Genomic DNA, 18,345 nt, shown 5'->3' on the forward strand with positions numbered 1-18,345 from the left:
TCCATGCAGGGAGTCATCGTCCATGATTGCGGCTATTATTCGCTGGTCCATCCAGAATCGGCCTTTTATCCTGCTGGCAACCCTTTTATTAATTCTTTCAGGCCTTTATATTCTGAAACAAACACCGCTGGATGCCATTCCTGATTTATCGGATGTGCAAGTGATTATTAAATCAACCTATCCTGGCCAAGCCCCGCAAATTGTTGAAGACCAAGTCACCTATCCTTTGACCACCAAGATGATTGCAGTCCCTGGGGCGGTGACGGTGCGAGGCCAGTCTGCCTTTGATGATTCGTATATTTATTTGATTTTCAAAGACGGAACCGATCTGTATTGGGCGCGTTCCCGAGTCCTTGAGTACTTAAGCCAGGTTGCCAATCGGTTACCACCGAATGCAAGTACCGCATTAGGACCCGATGCAACAGGGGTGGGGTGGGTTTATGAATACGCCTTGGTGGATACGACAGGCAAGCATGATTTATCCCAGTTAACAACTCTGCAAGATTGGTATTTAAAGTTTCAGTTACAGAAAGTACCAGGCGTCTCTGAAGTGGCACGGATTGGCGGGATGGTGCGCCGTTATGAAGTGATTCTTGATCCCAGCAAATTACGTGCTTTTGATTTAACCCTACCCCAAGTGATTGCAGCCATTCGAGATGCCAACCAAGAAGCAGGAGGCTCAACCATTGAAATGGGTGAAGCCGATTATATGATACGTGCTCGCGGCTACCTCAAAAAAACTACTGATTTTGAAAACATTCCTTTAGGTGTTTCGAAACAAGGAACGCCCATCCTCTTATCTGATGTGGCAACCATGAGGCTGGGTCCTGAAAATCGTCGCGGTATCGCAGAGCTCAATGGCAAAGGTGAAGTGGTGGGTGGCGTCATCATCATGCGTTTTGGTGAAAATGCCATGAAAACCATACAAAATGTTAAGGCAAAATTGGCGGAGTTAAAAGACAGTCTGCCACCGGGTGTGAACATTGTTGAAACCTATGATCGCTCAAGCCTGATTCAACGCGCAGTGAATACCCTCAATGATAAATTGATTGAGGAATTCGTCTTAGTATCCTTGATTTGTTTTGCTTTTTTATTTCATTTGCGTTCTGCTTTAGTCATTGTGATTACCTTGCCAATCGGTATCTTGGCTTCCTTTATTATTATGTATTGGCAAGGCATTACGGCAAACATCATGTCTTTAGGGGGCATTGCTATTGCTATTGGGGTGATGGTCGATGCTGCCATTGTTATGATTGAAAATGTGCATAAGCATTTTGAGCAGACTGTAGTGACCAAAGAAAATCGTTGGCAAATTATTCAAGAAGCCACCTTGCAAGTTGGGCCCTCGCTCTTTTTTTCTTTGCTGATTATCATGTTTAGTTTTCTGCCTATATTTACGTTACAAGCCGAAGAAGGTCGTCTCTTTTCACCCTTAGCCTTTACCAAAACCTATGCCATGGCCTGTGCGGCAGCCTTGTCGATTACTTTAGTTCCTGTGCTGATGGGCTATCTGATTCGCGGTCGTATTCGACCGGAAACAGAAAATCCCTTAAATCGTGCCTTGCAAGCGGTTTATCAACCGGTTATTCATGCGGTGCTTAAAGCGCCCAAGACGATTTTAGTGATTGCCTTTGTCCTTGTACTCATTGGCTTTTGGCCAGTCACCCGCTTAGGCTCTGAATTTATGCCGCCTTTAAACGAAGGCGATTTGCTGTATATGCCAACGACGTTCCCAGCGATTGCAGTGGGTAAAGCGCAGCAATTAATCCAGCAGATCGATAAATTAATTCTTACCGTTCCCGAAGTCAAATCAGCGTTTGGGAAAATTGGGCATGCAGAAACAGCAACCGATCCTGCATCCATGTCGATGATTGAGACCACCATTCAATTTAAACCACAGAGTGAATGGCGTCCTGGAATGACTTTTGAAAAAATTAGAGACGAGTTGGATAGACATGTGCAAATACCCGGTGTGACCAATGTTTGGGTCATGCCCATTCGTAATCGGATTGATATGTTAGCGACCGGCATTAAAACGCCTTTGGGAATTAAAATTATTGGTCCTGATTTAAAAGTCATTCAAGAGATAGGAGAGAAAATTGAACAAGTACTAAAGCCTTTGCCAGGTACTGCATCGGTGTTTGCAGAACGAGTAGTGAGTGCGCGCTACGTGAATGTGGACATTGACCGACTCAAAGCCTCTCGTTATGCCTTAAACATCCGCGATGTGCAAGAGATGATTGAAAATGCGGTGGGCGGCATGAACATCACGCAGACCGTCGAAGGACTTGAGCGCTATCCGGTGAATTTGCGTTATCCCCAGTTTGTGCGTGATTCAGTGGCGCAATTGCGCCAATTACCTATTGTGACTCCCACTGGTGCCCATATTCCTTTAGAGGCCGTTGCAACCTTATCGGTGACCGATGGTCCGGATATGATTAAAACGGAGAATACGCGTCCCGCAGGTTGGGTTTATGTCGATATAGCAGGACGCGATCTCGGCTCATACACGAAAGCAGCCCAACAGGCAGTGAAACAGAACATCTCATTGCCTCCTGGGTATTCTTTATTATGGTCAGGGCAATACCAGTATATGGAACGTGCTGAAGCACGGCTTATGATTGTTATCCCGCTGACTCTGCTTATCATTATTGTCTTACTTTACTTAAATTTTGGTCGCTTTTCGGAAGTATTCATAATTCTTGGCACCTTACCTTTAGCGCTCGTGGGTGGAGTATGGTTTATTTATTTACTCGGATATTATCTATCGATTGCGGTTGGAGTTGGATTTATTGCTTTGGCGGGTGTCTCTGCTGAAACAGGGGTCATTATGCTTATTTATCTTGATCAAGCACTTCTAAAGCAGCAACAACTGGCCCAGCAAGAGGGACGTGCGCTCACCAAAGCCAATGTGCGCAGTGCCGTGATTGAAGGGGCACTGCTTCGTCTAAGGCCTAAGATGATGACGGTACTCGCTATTATTGGTGGTTTGTTGCCCATTATGATTGGTGGTGGCACAGGTTCTGAAGTCATGCGTCGTATTGCTGCACCCATGGTCGGTGGCATGATTACCGCAACCCTACTCACACTTATTGTGATTCCGGCTGTTTTTTTAATATGGCAAGAATCAAAAATAACTGAAATAAAGGAGTCCGGTGAGTAAGTGATGAATATCCAGAACACTTCCCAACAAATGGTCCTGGTGTTTCATAACTAGGATGATTCACTATGCATCAGCGAATGGCTTTGATCCTATTTATTTTTTTAGTACCCGGAATAGCCTTAGCCAAGATGCAACACGCTCCTTCGACAGCGAAAACTCCATCTGACTTTAAATTCTCGGGTTATGTTGATGGTTCCTATAATTATCTTCAAAACAGCAATAAGTTTGCTAGTGGCACCTATGATCGCGTCTTTGACATCAACCCGAATGGATTAACACTCCAACAAGCGGGTATTACCTTGGCGTATCAACCGCAACAAGGGTTTGGCGGTTTAATGACGCCTGTAGCAGGAAGTGATCCCAATATTTTTGCACCCTATGGTTGGAATATTCGTTCCCTTGCAATGCCACAAGCTTATATGCAGTATGCAAGCGGTTCTTTGACTTTCATGGGAGGAAGTTTTATTGAATTAGCCGGTGCTGAAAATCTCTTTTCTTATAATGATACCAATTTTTCTCGCTCTATTCTCTGGGGTTATGCAGAACCTTTTACCGTGACGGGATTTAGAGTTTTCTATATTCCAAACAATCAACTCACCTTGGTAGGCGGTATCAATAATGGTTGGGACAATATTCGTGATACGAGTCGTCAGAAAACCATTGAATTGGGCGCCTCATATACGTTTAACCCCAAGTTTTCTTTAGCAGCTTATGCTTATTCGGGTCAACAGCGTGTTGCTGAAAGGACATCAAGCGGTCCTACAGGGCAGCGCTCTCTGATTGATTTAATTGCCACGCTCACAATCACGGAACAGTTAAGTTTTGTAATTAACTATGATGGTGCGCTACAAACGAAAGCCGCGCTTCCAAATGGCACTATAGCAGAAGCAGTCTGGCAAGGTATTGCTGGATATGTGAATTATCAATTGAATCAGAAATGGCGAACCTCCTTACGTGGAGAAATTTTTTCTGATAGAAATGGTTATCGCACGGGAGTCGCTCAAACTTGGGATGAGCTCACTGTAACATTGAGCTATTTTCCTATTAAAAATCTTGAGTTTCGTGCAGAAACTCGACGTGATTTTTCTAACGTCAGTTCTTTTCTGAATAAAAACGATATTACAACAAGTCACAATCAACAATCATTTGCTTTAGAGGGGATTTTTAGGTTCACATAAAATACAAATCATTACAACTTCAGCGCCACGCTACTTTAATTACTGGACAATAAATGGAGGCAATCACAAAGGCTCTAAGTCAAATCAACAGCCTTATTTTTTAATTCGTTATAACTCGTAAATTTGCGAGTCGCAATATTGCGTTACGTAAATTTACGACATAAATTAAATATAAATACTAAGGAGAAGGGCCTAGAAGAATTTATTGCATCATGATTATGCTATGATTCTAATGGATTCATTGAATTTGCGAAAACGTTTTTTGTTTTAGTGAGCAGAAATTAGAAGCAAATCGCTGGAGCCAATTGAGCCACCCAAGACTACAACCCTGATTCATAATTATACCAAGGACGGATATACGACATGAATGAACCAAGGAAAAAATGCTGCTCCAACGAGGAGACACCAACTTCCCAGAAGGAACTGACGTCATCAAATGCCTCTATGCCGTGTTGCTCGGTTAGCGATTCAGATGAACTCGCTCATTTTTTTAGCTTTCTCACTCAATTTTTTCAGGCAAATCTGGGTAAGGCAACAGCAGGAATGAGCCCAGCAGCTCTGAGGATTGCCTTCTTTTCTTGGCTAGTGCAATTGGAACAGTCACCCGGACTCTTATTGGAGTTAGCACTTTATCCAGCTTTGCACTCGCATGATTGCATTAATAATGTGCTCTGCGTGGACCGTGCTGCAGGGGGTAAAGACGTTCGCTTTCATAAAGAAAGCTGGCAAGCCATGCCCTGGCGGTTGTTTGCTGAGCAATTTTTGCAAGTTGAAGATTGGTGGCGACGTGCCACAACCCAGGTTCCAGGATTACCTAAATCGGTTGAACGCACCGTTTCTTTTTGGGCACGCCAATTCCTTGATGCATGTTCTCCTTCTAATTTTGCCTGGACTAACCCTGATTTGTTCTACGAAACGATTCATTCCAATGGATTTAATTTGATTCATGGCACTGAACTAGCGATTCAGGACATGCTCGATAGGCTAACCGGTGCACCACCTGCTGGCGCGGAAGAGTTTATACCCGGTAAGGGTGTAGCGATTACTCCAGGACGTGTGGTCTTTCAGAATCATTTAATTGAACTCATTCAATATGAGCCACAAACCAAAACGGTATTTAAAGAGCCGGTGTTAATAATTCCAGCATGGATTATGAAATATTATATTTTGGATTTATCCCCCAATAATTCACTGGTTAAATGGCTTGTTGGTCAGGGGCACACCGTGTTTATTATTTCATGGCGTAACCCCAATGGCGACGATCGTGATTTAGGGATGGATGATTATTACCGACAAGGGGCAATGGCGGCCATAAATGCGGTTTCTGCTTTGTTTCCGCAAACAAAAATTAATCTGATGGGCTACTGTTTAGGTGGCACATTGGCAATGATTACAGCCGCGGCGATGGTACGCGATGGAGATAATCGTCTTAACAGTCTCACGTTACTTGCTGCGCAAGGCGATTTCACCGAAGCGGGAGAATTGATGCTTTTTGTCACCGACAGTGAAGTTGCTTTTCTCAAGAACATGATGTGGGAGCAAGGCTATCTTGATACCAAACAAATGGCGGGTTCCTTTCAGATGTTGCGTGCCTATGATTTGATTTGGTCTAAAATGATTCAGGATTACATGCACGGGGTGCGCCGCGGCACCATTGATTTGCTCGCGTGGAACGCAGATGCCACCCGTATGCCTTACAAAATGCATAGTGAATACCTTGAACAGCTCTTCTTAAACAATGATTTTGCTGAGGGACGCTTCACTGTGGAAGGCGAGCCGGTTGCTGCTGAAAACATTCAATTGCCTATTTTTGCGGTAGGTACTGAAAAAGACCACGTGGCGCCTTGGCAATCGGTATATAAAATTCATCTGATGGCTAATGGTGATACCACCTTTATTTTGACCAGTGGTGGGCATAATGCAGGGGTTGTCAGCGAACCAGGTCGTCCCGGATGTTATTATCGTATTCATGAACGCAAAAAGGGTGACGCTTATTTAAGCCCTCCTCGCTGGTTAAATAAAGCAGAAAAGCGAGAGGATTCCTGGTGGCACGCTTTACATGATTGGCTGGTGCGGCAAGATACCCCAAAGCGGATTTCCCCGCCTGCCATCGATAACGCGCTGCCCTTAGCTCCTGGCAGTTATGTGATGCAAAAATAAAGGAACTATGATGGATAAGGAATTTCTGGAGAATGTCACTTTTGATGAGCTTACCATGGGGCAGCAGGCGAGCCTGAGCAGGACGCTCACTCAAAAGGACATCGAGCTTTTTGCGGCCATGTCCGGTGATGTGAATCCGGCGCATATGGATCCCAAATTCGCCCAAAGCGATATTTTTCATGGCATTGTGGGGCATGGCATGTGGTCTGGTTCGCTGATTTCGGCATTGCTCGGAACCATTTTACCGGGGCCAGGAACGATTTATCTTGAGCAAGATATCCAATTTAAAAAACCAGTACGCATTGGCGACACGATTACCATCACGCTTATTGTCCGTGACAAACGGGCTAAGCAAGCCATCGTCACGTTAGATTGCAAGGGGGTAAATCAGCGCGGCGAAATCGTGATCGAAGGTATGGCTACTGTGCTCGCACCAACACAAAAAATACGAGTCGCCAAAGCGAATCTGCCTCAGGTGGAAATTCATAATCATGATCGTTTTCAAGCCATCATTCAAACCTGTCAATGTATGGGAAGGATTCGTACCGCGGTGGTCCATCCGGTAAAAGCCAATGTGGTGGAAGCAGTAGCTGATGCGGTGAAAGCTAAGCTTATGATCCCGGTATTAATTGGCCCAATAGAAAAAATTAAGTCAGCCGCTACTGAGGCTAAAATTGATATCTCTGAGTGGGAAATTATTGATACGGAGCATAGTGATGCTGCAGCCAGCGTAGCTGCGGAGTTAGCAGCGACTGGTACAGTAGATGCCATTATGAAAGGTGCTTTGACCACTCATGAGTTGTTAGTTGCTATTGTGCCTGCGACTTCCAACCTGAGAACTCAATATCGGATTAGCCACGCTTATGTCATGGATATTCCCTCTTATCATAAACCACTCATTATTACCGATGCTGCGATTAATATTGCGCCCAGTGCGAGCGAGAAGGCAGATATCTGTCAAAACGCAATTAATCTTTGGCGTGTCTTATGCGGTGAAGATAAAAAACCCAAAGTAGCCATTCTTGCAGCGGTCGAGTTGATTAATCCTAAGATGCAAGCGACGGTTGATGCCGCAATCTTATGTAAAATGGCGGAGCGTGGCCAAATCACCGATGGCATTCTTGATGGACCACTGGCGTTTGATAATGCCATTAGCAGGGGAGCTGCAGAGGATAAAGGCATTGTTTCATCAGTTGCAGGAGATGCCGATATCCTGCTCGTCCCTGAAATTGAGTCGGGTAACATTTTGGCAAAGCAGCTTACTTTTTTAGGCCATGCGGATGCTGCCGGTATTGTTCTAGGTGCACGTGTGCCCATCATTTTAGTGAGTCGTGCCGATTCCTTACGGACTCGGCTCTTCTCTTGTGCCTTGGCCGTCAAGTTGGCGGCGGCACGCAAGGCGGGAAAAATTAAATGACACGCAAATCAAAAGAATGCATTCTGGTGATTAATGCCGGTTCCTCCAGCGTCAAATTTCAAGTGTTTGCTAGGGAGCCAGCGCTACCTCTTCTCGCGCAAGGCAAAGTGTATGATTTTGAGAGCAAACCCTTATTTACAGTAACCCATGAAACGCGCCATACTCAGAATCATGTGGATAACACAGTACTTCCTGCTGACACTACTCCTGAAAGCGCCTTGCGTTTTATTCTGCACTGGATGGAAGCGCAAAATCAAAGCTGGCAGGTGAGTACGGTGGCTCATCGAGTAGTTCATGGTGGTACTTACTTCACCAGCAGTGCGCGCATCACCCCGGACGTGATGATCCAACTGGAGGCATTATGTCCCTTAGCCCCCTTGCATCAACCGCATAACCTTGCGGCAATTAAAATGATTAGCGAACTTAGGCCAGAGGTCATGCAAATCGCTTGTTTTGATTCAGCCTTTCATGCCCATCACGAGCCTTTGTTTACGGAGTATGCCCTACCGCAAATACTGCGCGACCAAGGCATTCGTCGTTATGGTTTTCATGGTCTTTCTTATGAATGGATTGCTTATACGTTACAGCAAAATGAACCCAAATTAGCAAGTGGACGAATTATCGCAGCCCATCTTGGCAATGGTGCGAGTCTCTGTGCGATGCATCATGGCATCAGTGTGGATACGACTATGGGCATGACAGCCCTTGATGGCTTACCAATGGGCACACGTTGTGGGAGTCTTGATCCAGGCGCTGTGATTTATATGATGCGTGAGCTTCATCTGTCTCCTGAAGAAATAGAGTCTATCCTTTATCATGAGTCTGGACTTCTTGGATTGTCACACTGGACGCAGGATGTCCGTCTGTTGCAACATAGCGTTGAGCCTGAAGCACGATTTGCACTTGATTATTTTTGTATGAGAACAGCCCAATGGATGGGCATGATGGCGGTGGCATTGGGTGGTGTCGATGGCGTTGTATTTACTGGCGGAATTGGTGAAAACTCAGCCTTTGTACGTAATACTATTTTGCACCATCTTGCATTTCTTAAGCCATTTGAAATGCACATTATCCCGGCGAATGAAGAACGAATTATGGCGATGCACACTCTGTCGCTTCTCGAAAGCAGTAAGGAAAATAACTGATGACTTATTTAAAAGGACTGATTGTTGGAGTGGCGAACGAGCATTCTATTGCCTGGGGATGTGCTAAAGTCTTGCATGAAGCAGGTGCAGAGCTTGCCATCACTTATCAGAATGAGAAAACAAAACAGTACGTGCAACCCTTAGTTGATGGAATTTCTTGTCCTCTCTTTATGCCACTTGATGTTATGGATGACTCTCAATTGGATGCCTTGTTTCAGAGTATCAAAACCCATTGGGGAACCCTGGATTTTATGATTCATGCGATTGCTTTTGCGCCTAAGTCTGATCTACAAGGTCGTGTCGTGGATTGTTCACGCGATGGTTTTATGATTGCCATGGATATCTCGTGTCATTCGTTCATCCGCTTGGCAAAAGCTGCTGAGCCGCTGATGACCGATGGAGGCTCAATAATCACAATGAGTTATTATGGCGCTGACAAAGTAGTAAAAAACTACAATCTCATGGGGCCAGTCAAAGCAGCACTTGAAACCTCAGTGCGCTATTTAGCGATGGAACTTGGTAGTAAAAAGATTCGAGTCAACGCCATTTCTCCAGGCCCCATCAACACGCGTGCCGCATCAGGATTGGCAGATTTTGACAATTTGATGGAAAAAGCAGCCCAAGAAGCGCCTTTGCATCAGCTGGTTACTATTGATGCGATTGGTGAGGCCACTGCCTTTCTCATATCCAATCAAGCCCGATACATTACGGGCCAAATCATCTACGTGGATGGCGGTTATAATATTCAGGATTAATTTAAAAGGAGATGCATCATGTCATCGGAACACCCGTATCATCCACAACAGAAGCCACAAAAAGAGAAACACTTTTGGCGCACTCCTCCTGGGGTTATTGCCCTAATAATTATTGTAATTATCGGCTATTATCTCATTACTGAGCATGGGGCTCATATCGCAAGCCTCCTTGGCGCCTCGCCTTTTTTGCTTCTTATTTTACTTTGCCCACTGATGCATTTGTTCATGCATAAAGGACATGGTGGAGGCAAGCATCATCACAAATCAGATGATGAAGAGGATAATAATTCTTCTGAAAACAAGGAGTAACCACGATGGAACATACCTCTTATGCCTATGGCTTCTGGTTATTGGTCATCGTCAATTCGGCGATTTTCATTCTATTTGCGTACAGCTTTACTCAATTTAAAACCGGGCGTGATTGGCGCACATTTGGAACTTTTTCTGCGTTTGTGGTCGCCTATTTTACCGAAATGTACGGCTTTCCTTTAACCATTTATTTACTGTCAGGATGGCTGACTCGACATTACCCTGGAGTTAATTTATACGGCCATGACAGCGGCCATTTACTCCATACTCTTTTTGGTTTAAAAGGGGACCCTCATTTTGATGTACTCCATCTCTTAAGTTTTGTGTTCATCCTGGGTGGTCTGTGGATGATTGCTTCTGCTTGGGGCACCCTTTATCGTGCACAAAAAAACCATCAACTCGCCACAACAGGACTTTATGCCAAAATGCGTCATCCGCAATACGATGGTTTTATTCTGATTATGGTTGGTTTTTTAGTGCAATGGCCAACTATTCTCACCTTAATCATGTTTCCCATCCTGGTTATTATGTATGTGAAACTGGCGCATCAAGAAGAACAGGAAACCTTTAAGGAGTTTGGCGAAGAATACCAACAGTATGCAAAAACAACGCCTGCATTTATTCCCAAGCTATGGGCTTCTCCTAGGGAGAGCTCATGAAATTAGTGGTTTTCACCATGACTTTGTTTCTTTCTTCATTCACCTATGGAAGTACTCATCCAGTTCCAAAAGAAACAAAATCCGATGATGAGCCGCCAAAGATTGGCAACTTTGCATTGCCTTTATCGCAACAACCCGGTCCCTTAGTGAGTTTTGGCGAAAATATTATTGAAAAAAATGAGACCCAACTCTTTCTATTTGCTGATGATTTTGCTGGCGTAGAAAAACATTTTGTCGATGTGATGCCCGGTATTTTGTATGGCATTACTGATGATTTATCGATTTTTATTAATGCACCGATGGCTGCGAGTTATCTGCAAAATGGAAAGAAATCTTCAGGATTTGAAGATGCTTTCGTGCAACTTGAAGATGCTTTCTATACCAAAAAAACGTCTTCTTTTGTAGAGCAAGCAACCCTTGTGATGAATCTTACGCTCCCTACGGGCTCTGCGCAAAAGCAACCGCCAACGGGTTTTGGATCCCCAAGTTTTTTTATAGGGGGTACACTATCTCGTATGTATGCCGATTGGTTTGTATTTGCATCACCTGGGGTAGTATTAACTACAAGGCATAATGACACCAAGTTTGGAAATCAATTTCTTTATCAGGGTGGTTTCGGAAGACACATTATTAACATTAAGGGATGGATGTTTGCATGGATGGTTGAAGGGGATGGACAATATGCACCGCGAAATAAAATCAATGGAGCCATCGATTTTAATTCGGGTGGAAATGTAGTCTATGTGACGCCTTCGCTCTGGGTTTCTTCAAAAAAACTGATTGCTCAATTGGGTGTTGGGCTGCCTGTTACCCAAAATTTATATGGGAATCAAACAAGGAATTCTTATTTATTGGTGGCGAATGTGGGTTGGACTTTATAAAGGATTACTGATGAATCAAACTCTTTTTTCAATGACAGTTTTTGCAATGAGCATTTTGGTGGGTTGTATGCCAAGGCATCTGGAACCTGATGCGAAAAATATTACGATTATCTATGGTCAAAACATGCAAATTGCAAAAAATTGTAAGTTGCTGGGGAAAATATCAGGTAAGGATGTGCATGGTATGAAGCTGCAATTTTCATGGGGATTGGAAAAGAATCTCAAAAAAGATGATGTTAATTTTCTTAAAAATGAGGGGGAAAAATTCAATGCCAATGTCGTTGTGTTTGAAAAACATCAAACCTTGGTTAAACGATACTACACGTTGAGTCCGAATCGGCATACAGACATCGAAATACATTCCATTGAAGGAAGTGCCTATCGATGCCCTTCGCAAACAATGCCTACAATAAAACGATTGAATACTATGAATCGTTCGGTTTATGAAAAGCCCGTTATCATAGAAAACAATTGAACATATTTGCATTAATTGTTCCCAATATTGGATTGGCTAGTAAATGGCGCGGAGCGTTTCTATAAAATTCAGTGGGTTAGTAGAGCAATTCTTCTCCATTTAGTGTAAGCTTATGTTCTTCATGACAAAAGCCCAAGATGAAATGCGACCACATCATTTTTATTCAATTTTATTTTTAATGATCTTGGCTCTGCATACGAGTACTTATGCGGAAACAGTGAATATCTCGCAATCTCCTATTACTGAGGATAGAACTCTCAATGAAACGTTCTCTCTTTTGAATGATCGTGGCGTAGCTTATGCTGTAGGCCATGAGGTACCCCAAAATGACGTGGAAGCCGTGAAGCGATTTCGTCAAGCGGCCGAACATGGATTACCCGTGGCGCAACGCAACCTTGGCATTATGTACGCATTTGGTAAGGGGGTTCCACAAAGTGATATTAAAGCCGCTCAATATTTTCGTAAGGCAGCAGAACAAGGGGATGTCATAGCCCAGCTGAATCTTGGTGTGATGTGTGCTACTGGAAAAGGGGTCGCAAAAAATGAAAGCGAAGCCGTGAAATGGTTTCGTAAAGCCGCGCATCAAGGATTGCCGATTGCGCAACGCAATCTAGGTCTCATGTATGGGACTGGTAAAGGGATAAAGCGAAATTATACTGAAGCTTTTAAGTGGTTTAGCAAAGCCGCTCATCAAGGAGACCCTTTTGCTCAACTGAATCTTGCAGCAATGTATGTTGATGGGAAAGGGGCTCCGCAGAGTGACACGGAAGCCTTCACATGGTTTCATAAGGCAGCAGAACAAGGAGAGAAGATGGCTCAACTGCATCTGGGCCTCATGTATGCAAATGGCAAAGGGGTAGCACGAAATGACATTGAAGCAACCCAATGGCTTGATAAGGCAGCACGACAAGGATTGGCTCTAGCTCAATTCAATTTAGGTACACGGTATGCAGAAGGCTTAGGGATTAAGCAAAATGATGCAGAAGCAGTGAAGTGGTTTGGTAAGGCGGCAGAACAAGGAAATTCTTTGGCTCAGCTCGGCCTTGCGATTATGTTGTCTACTGGACGAGGCATTCAACAAAGCGATGTGGATGCAGTGAAGTGGTTTAACAAAGCCGCGGAACAAGGGGATGCCACCGCACAGTACAATCTTGGTGTTAAATACGTCACTGGCAAAGGTGTTGTCCAAGATGATTCGAAAGCGGTGCAGTATTTTCGTAGAGCAGCAGAACAGGGTTTGCCTGAAGCCCAGTTTGCCCTTGCTGCCGTATACCATGATGGAGTAGGGGTTGAGAAAAATGATGCTGAATCGATGAAGTGGCTTCGAAAAGCAGCTCAGCAAGGAAATGCTAGTGCGCAAATACGCTTAAAAGCTTTGGAGCAAGGCTAAACCGTATTATTTTCTTATCATTTAAGGTGATTGAGATGACAAATAAAATACGTGGAAGAGTGAAATGGTTTAATAAAGAGAAAGGATTTGGATTTATTGCGAGCAGCGGCAAAGATTATTTTGTTCATTTCAGCTCCATTCAAGGGAGTGGCTTTAAAAACCTTTCTGAAGGCGCTCGTGTTTTATTTAAAATTGGCAAAGGCCAAAAAGGTCCGCAGGCTGAAGAAGTTGAGGTTATCTAACGATTCATTTATTTTCTTATCCAAAAATTAATAAACGTTCAAAACAAAGGAGTTGTTTATGAAACGAATGACAGCGGTTGTAACAGGGGGTACAGGTGGGATAGGTTCTGCAATATGTCAACGTCTTGCAGCTGATTACCAAGTCATCGCATGTTATTTTAAAGGCGGCCAACATGACGAGGCAAAGCGATGGCAAGAGAATCAAAAAGCAGCAGGTTTTGATGTTGATGTTCTTTATGGTGATACCACCCAATTTGCTGATTGTGAGAAACTTACCGATTTATTGATGGAACGATACGGGCGGATTGATGTTTTGGTCAATAATGCGGGGATTACTTGCGATACTACTTTAAAGAAAATGACCTCACTACAATGGCAGCAGGTTATTGATGCTAATTTGACTAGTGTCTTTAATATGACGCGCAATGCGTTACCTGCCATGCTGGATCAAGGCTATGGTCGAATTATCAGCATCTCATCAATTAATGGACGCAAGGGACAATTTGGGCAATGCAATTATGCCGCTACCAAGGCCGCCATATTTGGTTTTAGCAAAAGTTTAGCTCAAGAAGTGGCAAGTAAAGGAATTACGGTGAATACCATCTCGCCAGGTTACATTGAAACGCCTATGCTTTCCGCGATGAAAGAAGACATCTTAACGTCTATTATTGCGCACATTCCTGTAGGGCGTTTAGGCAAGCCGCGAGAGATTGCCAATGCCGTGGCTTTTTTGGCTTCTCCTGAGTCTGGATTTATTACCGGCGCTAATCTGGATATTAATGGGGGGCAATACATGTAGATATCCTACCGAAGAGGATGGATTTTATATACTTAGTAGCCCAAACTGTCACACTGGACAGAAGCTCTTTAAAAATTATCATAAACTTCTTTTCGGTGTCTTATAGCAATAAGAACAACAGTATTTGTTTCTGCTTCAATGCGGTAAACAACCTATAGGGGGGTCAGTAAGCAAATTACAGTTTTCGCAGGTGGCATATTATGCGAATAATCAACCCGCCATTATTGTGGGTTAATTTTTCAAATCAACGCTAGCAAATCACAAATCATTTGTAATTATGCTTATGAGGATCAATGGGGCATTTAAACAGAAATTTACGGTTTTGATACAGAAAAAGCTTGCCTGTTCGCAACAGTCCTCAGGTATTCCTAATAAACCTTTCGGTGATATTAATCCTGCCAACAACAGAGATCTATTGTCAGATGTGTTCCTTATGACTAATCAACTATCCAGCACAACAGGATAATTCTTTCACATCCTTATTAAAGGTCTGCGCACAGAGTTTCAGTCCTTCCACCATGGTCAAATATGGAAAGAGCTGATCGGCCAAGTCAGTCACGGTCATGCGATTGCGAATGGCCAACGCCGCGCTTTGAATGACTTCGCCACCTTCGTGCGCCAAAATTTGCGCACCGATTAAGCGACCAGTGGAACGTTCTGCAACGAGCTTGATAAAACCATCGGTTTCAAAATTAGCCAAAGCACGCGGTACATTTTCCATGTCTAAAGCCCGGCTGATGGTATCGATGTTTCGCGCTTTGGCTTGTTCTTCGGTCAATCCAACCGTGACCACCTGCGGATCAGTGAATATCACTGCCGGCATCGTAGACAGATCGAGATAGGCTTCGCCGCCAGTCATATTTATGCCCGCGCGACTACCGGCAGCAGCGGCGACATAAACAAATTGTGGCATATTAGAGCAATCGCCGGCCGCATAAATGCCGGGAACCGTGGTTTCCATGCGTTCATTCACGATAATTGTTCCATTTTTCCCGATGTTAACTCCCACTTTTTCCAGATTTAGTGCATCGATATTGGCGTGACGTCCAGTACTGATCAATAAGCGGTCACAAATTAAAGAATCTGCGTTGGTATCCAGGCTAAATAGATGCCCATCGTGTGATATGCTCACTGCCTGAGTATGGGTCAAAATACGAATCCCTTCTTTCTCAAAGCATTCAGTGAGTTTCTCACCCAGCAGAGGTTCTTCCTGATAGAGCAACGTGTGACGAGCTAGAATCGTGACATCACTACCCAGGCGACGATAAGCCTGGGCGATTTCCAAAGCGACAGCAGAAGAGCCTATAACCACCAGGTGGTCAGGTAATTCCTCAGCAAATAATGCTTCATCTGATGTCCAATAAGGAGTATTTGCCAATCCGTCAATAGGTGGAATCGTCGGTGTTGAGCCAGTCGCTATCAGAATTTTATCGGCACGAATGTCCTGTTCAACGCCATCTGCCCTGGTAATAGTTATGGTATTGGCATCTTTAAATCGTGCATAACCTTTCACCAGTCTCAACGCCGGGTTGGAATCGAGAATATTTTGATACTTGGCTGCGCGAAGCTCTTCAACCCGTGCGGTTTGCTGCTCTGCCAAGAAAGTTCGGCTCAATACCGGGGAATGATTTTTCAGTCCAACGAATGGGTTAACACGTTGTTGCTGAGCCAACTGTGCAGCGCGAATCAATATCTTTGAAGGAACACAGCCAACATTGACGCAGCATCCACCAATCACTTTCGCTCCTTCAATGATAGTGACTATTGCACCACCTTCTGCTGCTTTGATAGCACAGGCAAAGGCAGCTGATCCGCTGCCAATAATAGCTACATGTAGCAGACTTGACTTGTTAGATAACGATGATGAGCAATCAATATTTTCTTTAATTTCAGACATTACGTTTCCTTGTTTATATTGCACAGCCTTTATTGCCACAACGCTTGCTTGCTGGTGAAAAGATATCCCAAATTGATACGGCAACCATCAACACCAGTGCCAAATAAGTGACGTAGGTACTCCACCAGAACTGAAACAGCGGATACAGTGACAATAACAATAAAGTTGGGCCAAGCATACCAAGTGCGCTGCGACGCCATTGTTTGTGACTGAACCAGCCCAGACCGTTGATTGCCAGGGCAATCCAGGCAAACAGGGGTAACAGAGTGTTAATGAACAGACCTTCCCACTGATTTAAAAAGCCCAACCCTACTACAGCACCCAGACTGGCAATGGCCGGAAAGCACATTGCGCAACCCATGGCTGAAATCAGCGCTCCAAGAGAGCTTGCCTTATCGCCTATGCGAGTGAAAAGCTTCAATAGGTTGACCATGTTTTCCCCTTTGTTTTTTTGATATCAGTTGATTAATCAAGTATAGAAGCCGTATCTATGTACGGAGTCAAATGGTATTGTACTTATAAGAAAGATTAATTTGACCAAGGCTGCAGCGAGTCGATGATCGGGCAATGAGTATCATCATTGTTGCTGTGGCATTGCTCCAGAAGTTTCTTAAGTGCTTCCTCAAGACGTCTCAGATCAGTCATTTTTTCCTGGACGGCTATCAGTTTATGCTCAGCTAGTTGATGAACCAGCCTACAAGGTCTGTCATTTAAGTTTAATAGATTGGCTATCTCATCCAGGGTGAAACCTAGCTCTTGCGAGCGCTTGATGAAGCGAATGCGATTCACTATATCCTTTGGATAATGCCGATATCCAATCTCTGGCTTGGATGGTTGTTTGATTAATCCTCTACGCTCATAAAAACGAATGGTTTCAACATTAATATCGAGTTCTTTGGCTACTTTGCTGATAGTTCTTGTCATTGCTCTATATCCCCCCTTGTTGCTTCAATTTATTTATATAGGGTTTGTTTCTAGATCCTGATCGACGGTATATTTCTTCTCGTCATAGAGATTTACAACCAGGATCAACTTCTTTATGGAGAGCTTTCGGTTTACCACTTTTATACGTACGGGCACGAGTCACCTGAGAAAACTAGAGTTGTCACACGCATATCGCAATGCCAGTTACAGTCCAAGGTGTTCCATAAAAATCCATGTCAAATATCCTCAAAATGATAAGTTCCATAAATTTGGATGTGCCTAAACATGGAGAGCATCCAAAACCGGGGGGTCTCCGGCTTAGCGAAGAAGTTCACGTAATTTGATGGGAATATCCATACTGTCATGAAGAATTGCAAGCACTTGAATTTTTTCATAGCAATCACTGGAAGCGATTTTTAAAAAGACGTAATGACGTTCATAATGGAAAAATTTTACTTGAGGATAAATCCTGTTAGGCAATTCTCTGAGTAAAGTAAAATCTTGTGCGACTATAGATAATCTATCATGTAGCCCATCAATATAAACGTCAGCTTGTTCTTCTCCCCAATGTTGGCAAGTATATATCCAGATATTTGTTTGCTGCTCAATTGCTTCTGGATGGAAACTATAGAGTGACTTTTTAGTCAAGATTGTTCCTTCATTTTGCTTCTCGCTCTTGATTTAACATCAGTTGCTGAGATAGAAACAAATAGATTATTAGGAGTATCAACCAAGGGTTTTAAGTAATTTGATAGTAATTGTATGCCTTGTTCTTGATGTCTAATATCTTCACGAATCAGGTCACGTAGGTAATCGCTTGCACTTGAGTACCTACCTTCCTCCACTTGTTCTGTTATCCACGATCTTAATTGATCAGGTAATGATACATTTAAAGTAGCCATGCTTATCCTGTATAAACAATATATAACTTAATATTAGCAGTAATTGCCA

General features: G+C 43.6%; 18 protein-coding genes. 13 read left to right on the forward strand and 5 right to left on the reverse strand.

What is annotated here, in order from left to right; genetic code table 11:
- Positions 1 to 22 precede the first annotated feature (22 nt).
- The 13 genes from LFA_RS17665 (at position 23) to phbB (ending at position 14,573) form a co-directional block, all read left to right on the forward strand.
- Positions 23 to 3,163, forward strand: a complete 3,141-nt coding sequence (locus tag LFA_RS17665) for an efflux RND transporter permease subunit (protein ID WP_045097770.1) — start codon at positions 23 to 25, stop codon at positions 3,161 to 3,163.
- A 65-nt stretch (positions 3,164 to 3,228) separates the two neighbouring features.
- Positions 3,229 to 4,341, forward strand: coding sequence for an outer membrane beta-barrel protein (locus LFA_RS17670; protein ID WP_045097771.1), 1,113 nt, complete (start codon positions 3,229 to 3,231; stop codon positions 4,339 to 4,341).
- A 363-nt stretch (positions 4,342 to 4,704) separates the two neighbouring features.
- Positions 4,705 to 6,501 (forward strand): PHA/PHB synthase family protein, encoded by a 1,797-nt coding sequence (locus tag LFA_RS17675; RefSeq protein WP_045097772.1) that lies wholly within the window; start codon positions 4,705 to 4,707, stop codon positions 6,499 to 6,501.
- A 10-nt stretch (positions 6,502 to 6,511) separates the two neighbouring features.
- Positions 6,512 to 7,918, forward strand: a complete 1,407-nt coding sequence (locus LFA_RS17680) for a bifunctional enoyl-CoA hydratase/phosphate acetyltransferase (protein ID WP_045097773.1) — start codon at positions 6,512 to 6,514, stop codon at positions 7,916 to 7,918.
- Positions 7,915 to 9,063: an acetate/propionate family kinase gene (locus tag LFA_RS17685; protein ID WP_045097774.1), complete on the forward strand. Its 1,149-nt coding sequence runs from the start codon at positions 7,915 to 7,917 to the stop codon at positions 9,061 to 9,063. The genes LFA_RS17680 and LFA_RS17685 overlap by 4 nt, the downstream gene beginning before the upstream one ends.
- Positions 9,063 to 9,818, forward strand: a complete 756-nt coding sequence (gene fabI, locus LFA_RS17690; RefSeq protein WP_045097775.1) for an enoyl-ACP reductase FabI — start codon at positions 9,063 to 9,065, stop codon at positions 9,816 to 9,818. Before LFA_RS17685 ends, fabI begins: the two co-directional genes overlap by 1 nt.
- 18 nt (positions 9,819 to 9,836) lie before the next feature.
- Positions 9,837 to 10,127, forward strand: coding sequence for a DUF2933 domain-containing protein (locus tag LFA_RS17695; protein ID WP_045097776.1), 291 nt, complete (start codon positions 9,837 to 9,839; stop codon positions 10,125 to 10,127).
- A gap of 5 nt (positions 10,128 to 10,132) precedes the next feature.
- Positions 10,133 to 10,786, forward strand: a complete 654-nt coding sequence (locus tag LFA_RS17700; protein WP_045097777.1) for a methyltransferase family protein — start codon at positions 10,133 to 10,135, stop codon at positions 10,784 to 10,786.
- The gene (locus tag LFA_RS17705) at positions 10,783 to 11,667 is read left to right on the forward strand and encodes a hypothetical protein (RefSeq protein ID WP_052674066.1); all 885 of its coding nucleotides are present in this window, start codon (positions 10,783 to 10,785) and stop codon (positions 11,665 to 11,667) included. Before LFA_RS17700 ends, LFA_RS17705 begins: the two co-directional genes overlap by 4 nt.
- Before the next feature lie 10 nt (positions 11,668 to 11,677).
- The gene (locus tag LFA_RS17710) at positions 11,678 to 12,142 is read left to right on the forward strand and encodes a DUF4156 domain-containing protein (RefSeq protein WP_084602263.1); all 465 of its coding nucleotides are present in this window, start codon (positions 11,678 to 11,680) and stop codon (positions 12,140 to 12,142) included.
- Positions 12,143 to 12,263: 121 nt separating this feature from the next.
- Entirely contained in the window at positions 12,264 to 13,532 is a 1,269-nt protein-coding gene (locus LFA_RS17715) for a tetratricopeptide repeat protein (RefSeq protein ID WP_065814384.1), read from the forward strand.
- 35 nt (positions 13,533 to 13,567) lie between these two features.
- The gene (locus LFA_RS17720) at positions 13,568 to 13,774 is read left to right on the forward strand and encodes a cold-shock protein (protein WP_045097778.1); all 207 of its coding nucleotides are present in this window, start codon (positions 13,568 to 13,570) and stop codon (positions 13,772 to 13,774) included.
- 58 nt (positions 13,775 to 13,832) lie between these two features.
- Entirely contained in the window at positions 13,833 to 14,573 is a 741-nt protein-coding gene (gene phbB, locus LFA_RS17725; RefSeq protein WP_045097779.1) for an acetoacetyl-CoA reductase, read from the forward strand.
- Positions 14,574 to 15,018: 445 nt separating this feature from the next.
- On the opposite strand, the gene merA is transcribed toward phbB, so the two are convergent.
- From merA to LFA_RS17750, 5 genes are all read right to left on the reverse strand, one after another.
- Entirely contained in the window at positions 15,019 to 16,470 is a 1,452-nt protein-coding gene (gene merA, locus LFA_RS17730) for a mercury(II) reductase (RefSeq protein ID WP_045097780.1), read from the reverse strand.
- 13 nt (positions 16,471 to 16,483) lie between these two features.
- Positions 16,484 to 16,903, reverse strand: coding sequence for an organomercurial transporter MerC (gene merC / locus LFA_RS17735; protein WP_045097781.1), 420 nt, complete (start codon positions 16,901 to 16,903; stop codon positions 16,484 to 16,486).
- A gap of 95 nt (positions 16,904 to 16,998) precedes the next feature.
- Complete coding sequence (gene merR / locus LFA_RS17740; RefSeq protein WP_045097782.1) at positions 16,999 to 17,394, reverse strand: Hg(II)-responsive transcriptional regulator; 396 nt, start codon at positions 17,392 to 17,394, stop codon at positions 16,999 to 17,001.
- A gap of 318 nt (positions 17,395 to 17,712) precedes the next feature.
- The gene (locus tag LFA_RS17745; RefSeq protein ID WP_045097783.1) at positions 17,713 to 18,042 is read right to left on the reverse strand and encodes a type II toxin-antitoxin system RelE/ParE family toxin; all 330 of its coding nucleotides are present in this window, start codon (positions 18,040 to 18,042) and stop codon (positions 17,713 to 17,715) included.
- Positions 18,039 to 18,296, reverse strand: coding sequence for a type II toxin-antitoxin system ParD family antitoxin (locus tag LFA_RS17750; RefSeq protein WP_045097784.1), 258 nt, complete (start codon positions 18,294 to 18,296; stop codon positions 18,039 to 18,041). The genes LFA_RS17745 and LFA_RS17750 overlap by 4 nt, the downstream gene beginning before the upstream one ends.
- Between the last annotated feature and the right edge of the window lie 49 nt (positions 18,297 to 18,345).

Origin of the sequence: Legionella fallonii LLAP-10 (assembly GCF_000953135.1) — a bacterium.
Lineage (GTDB): Bacteria > Pseudomonadota > Gammaproteobacteria > Legionellales > Legionellaceae > Legionella > Legionella fallonii.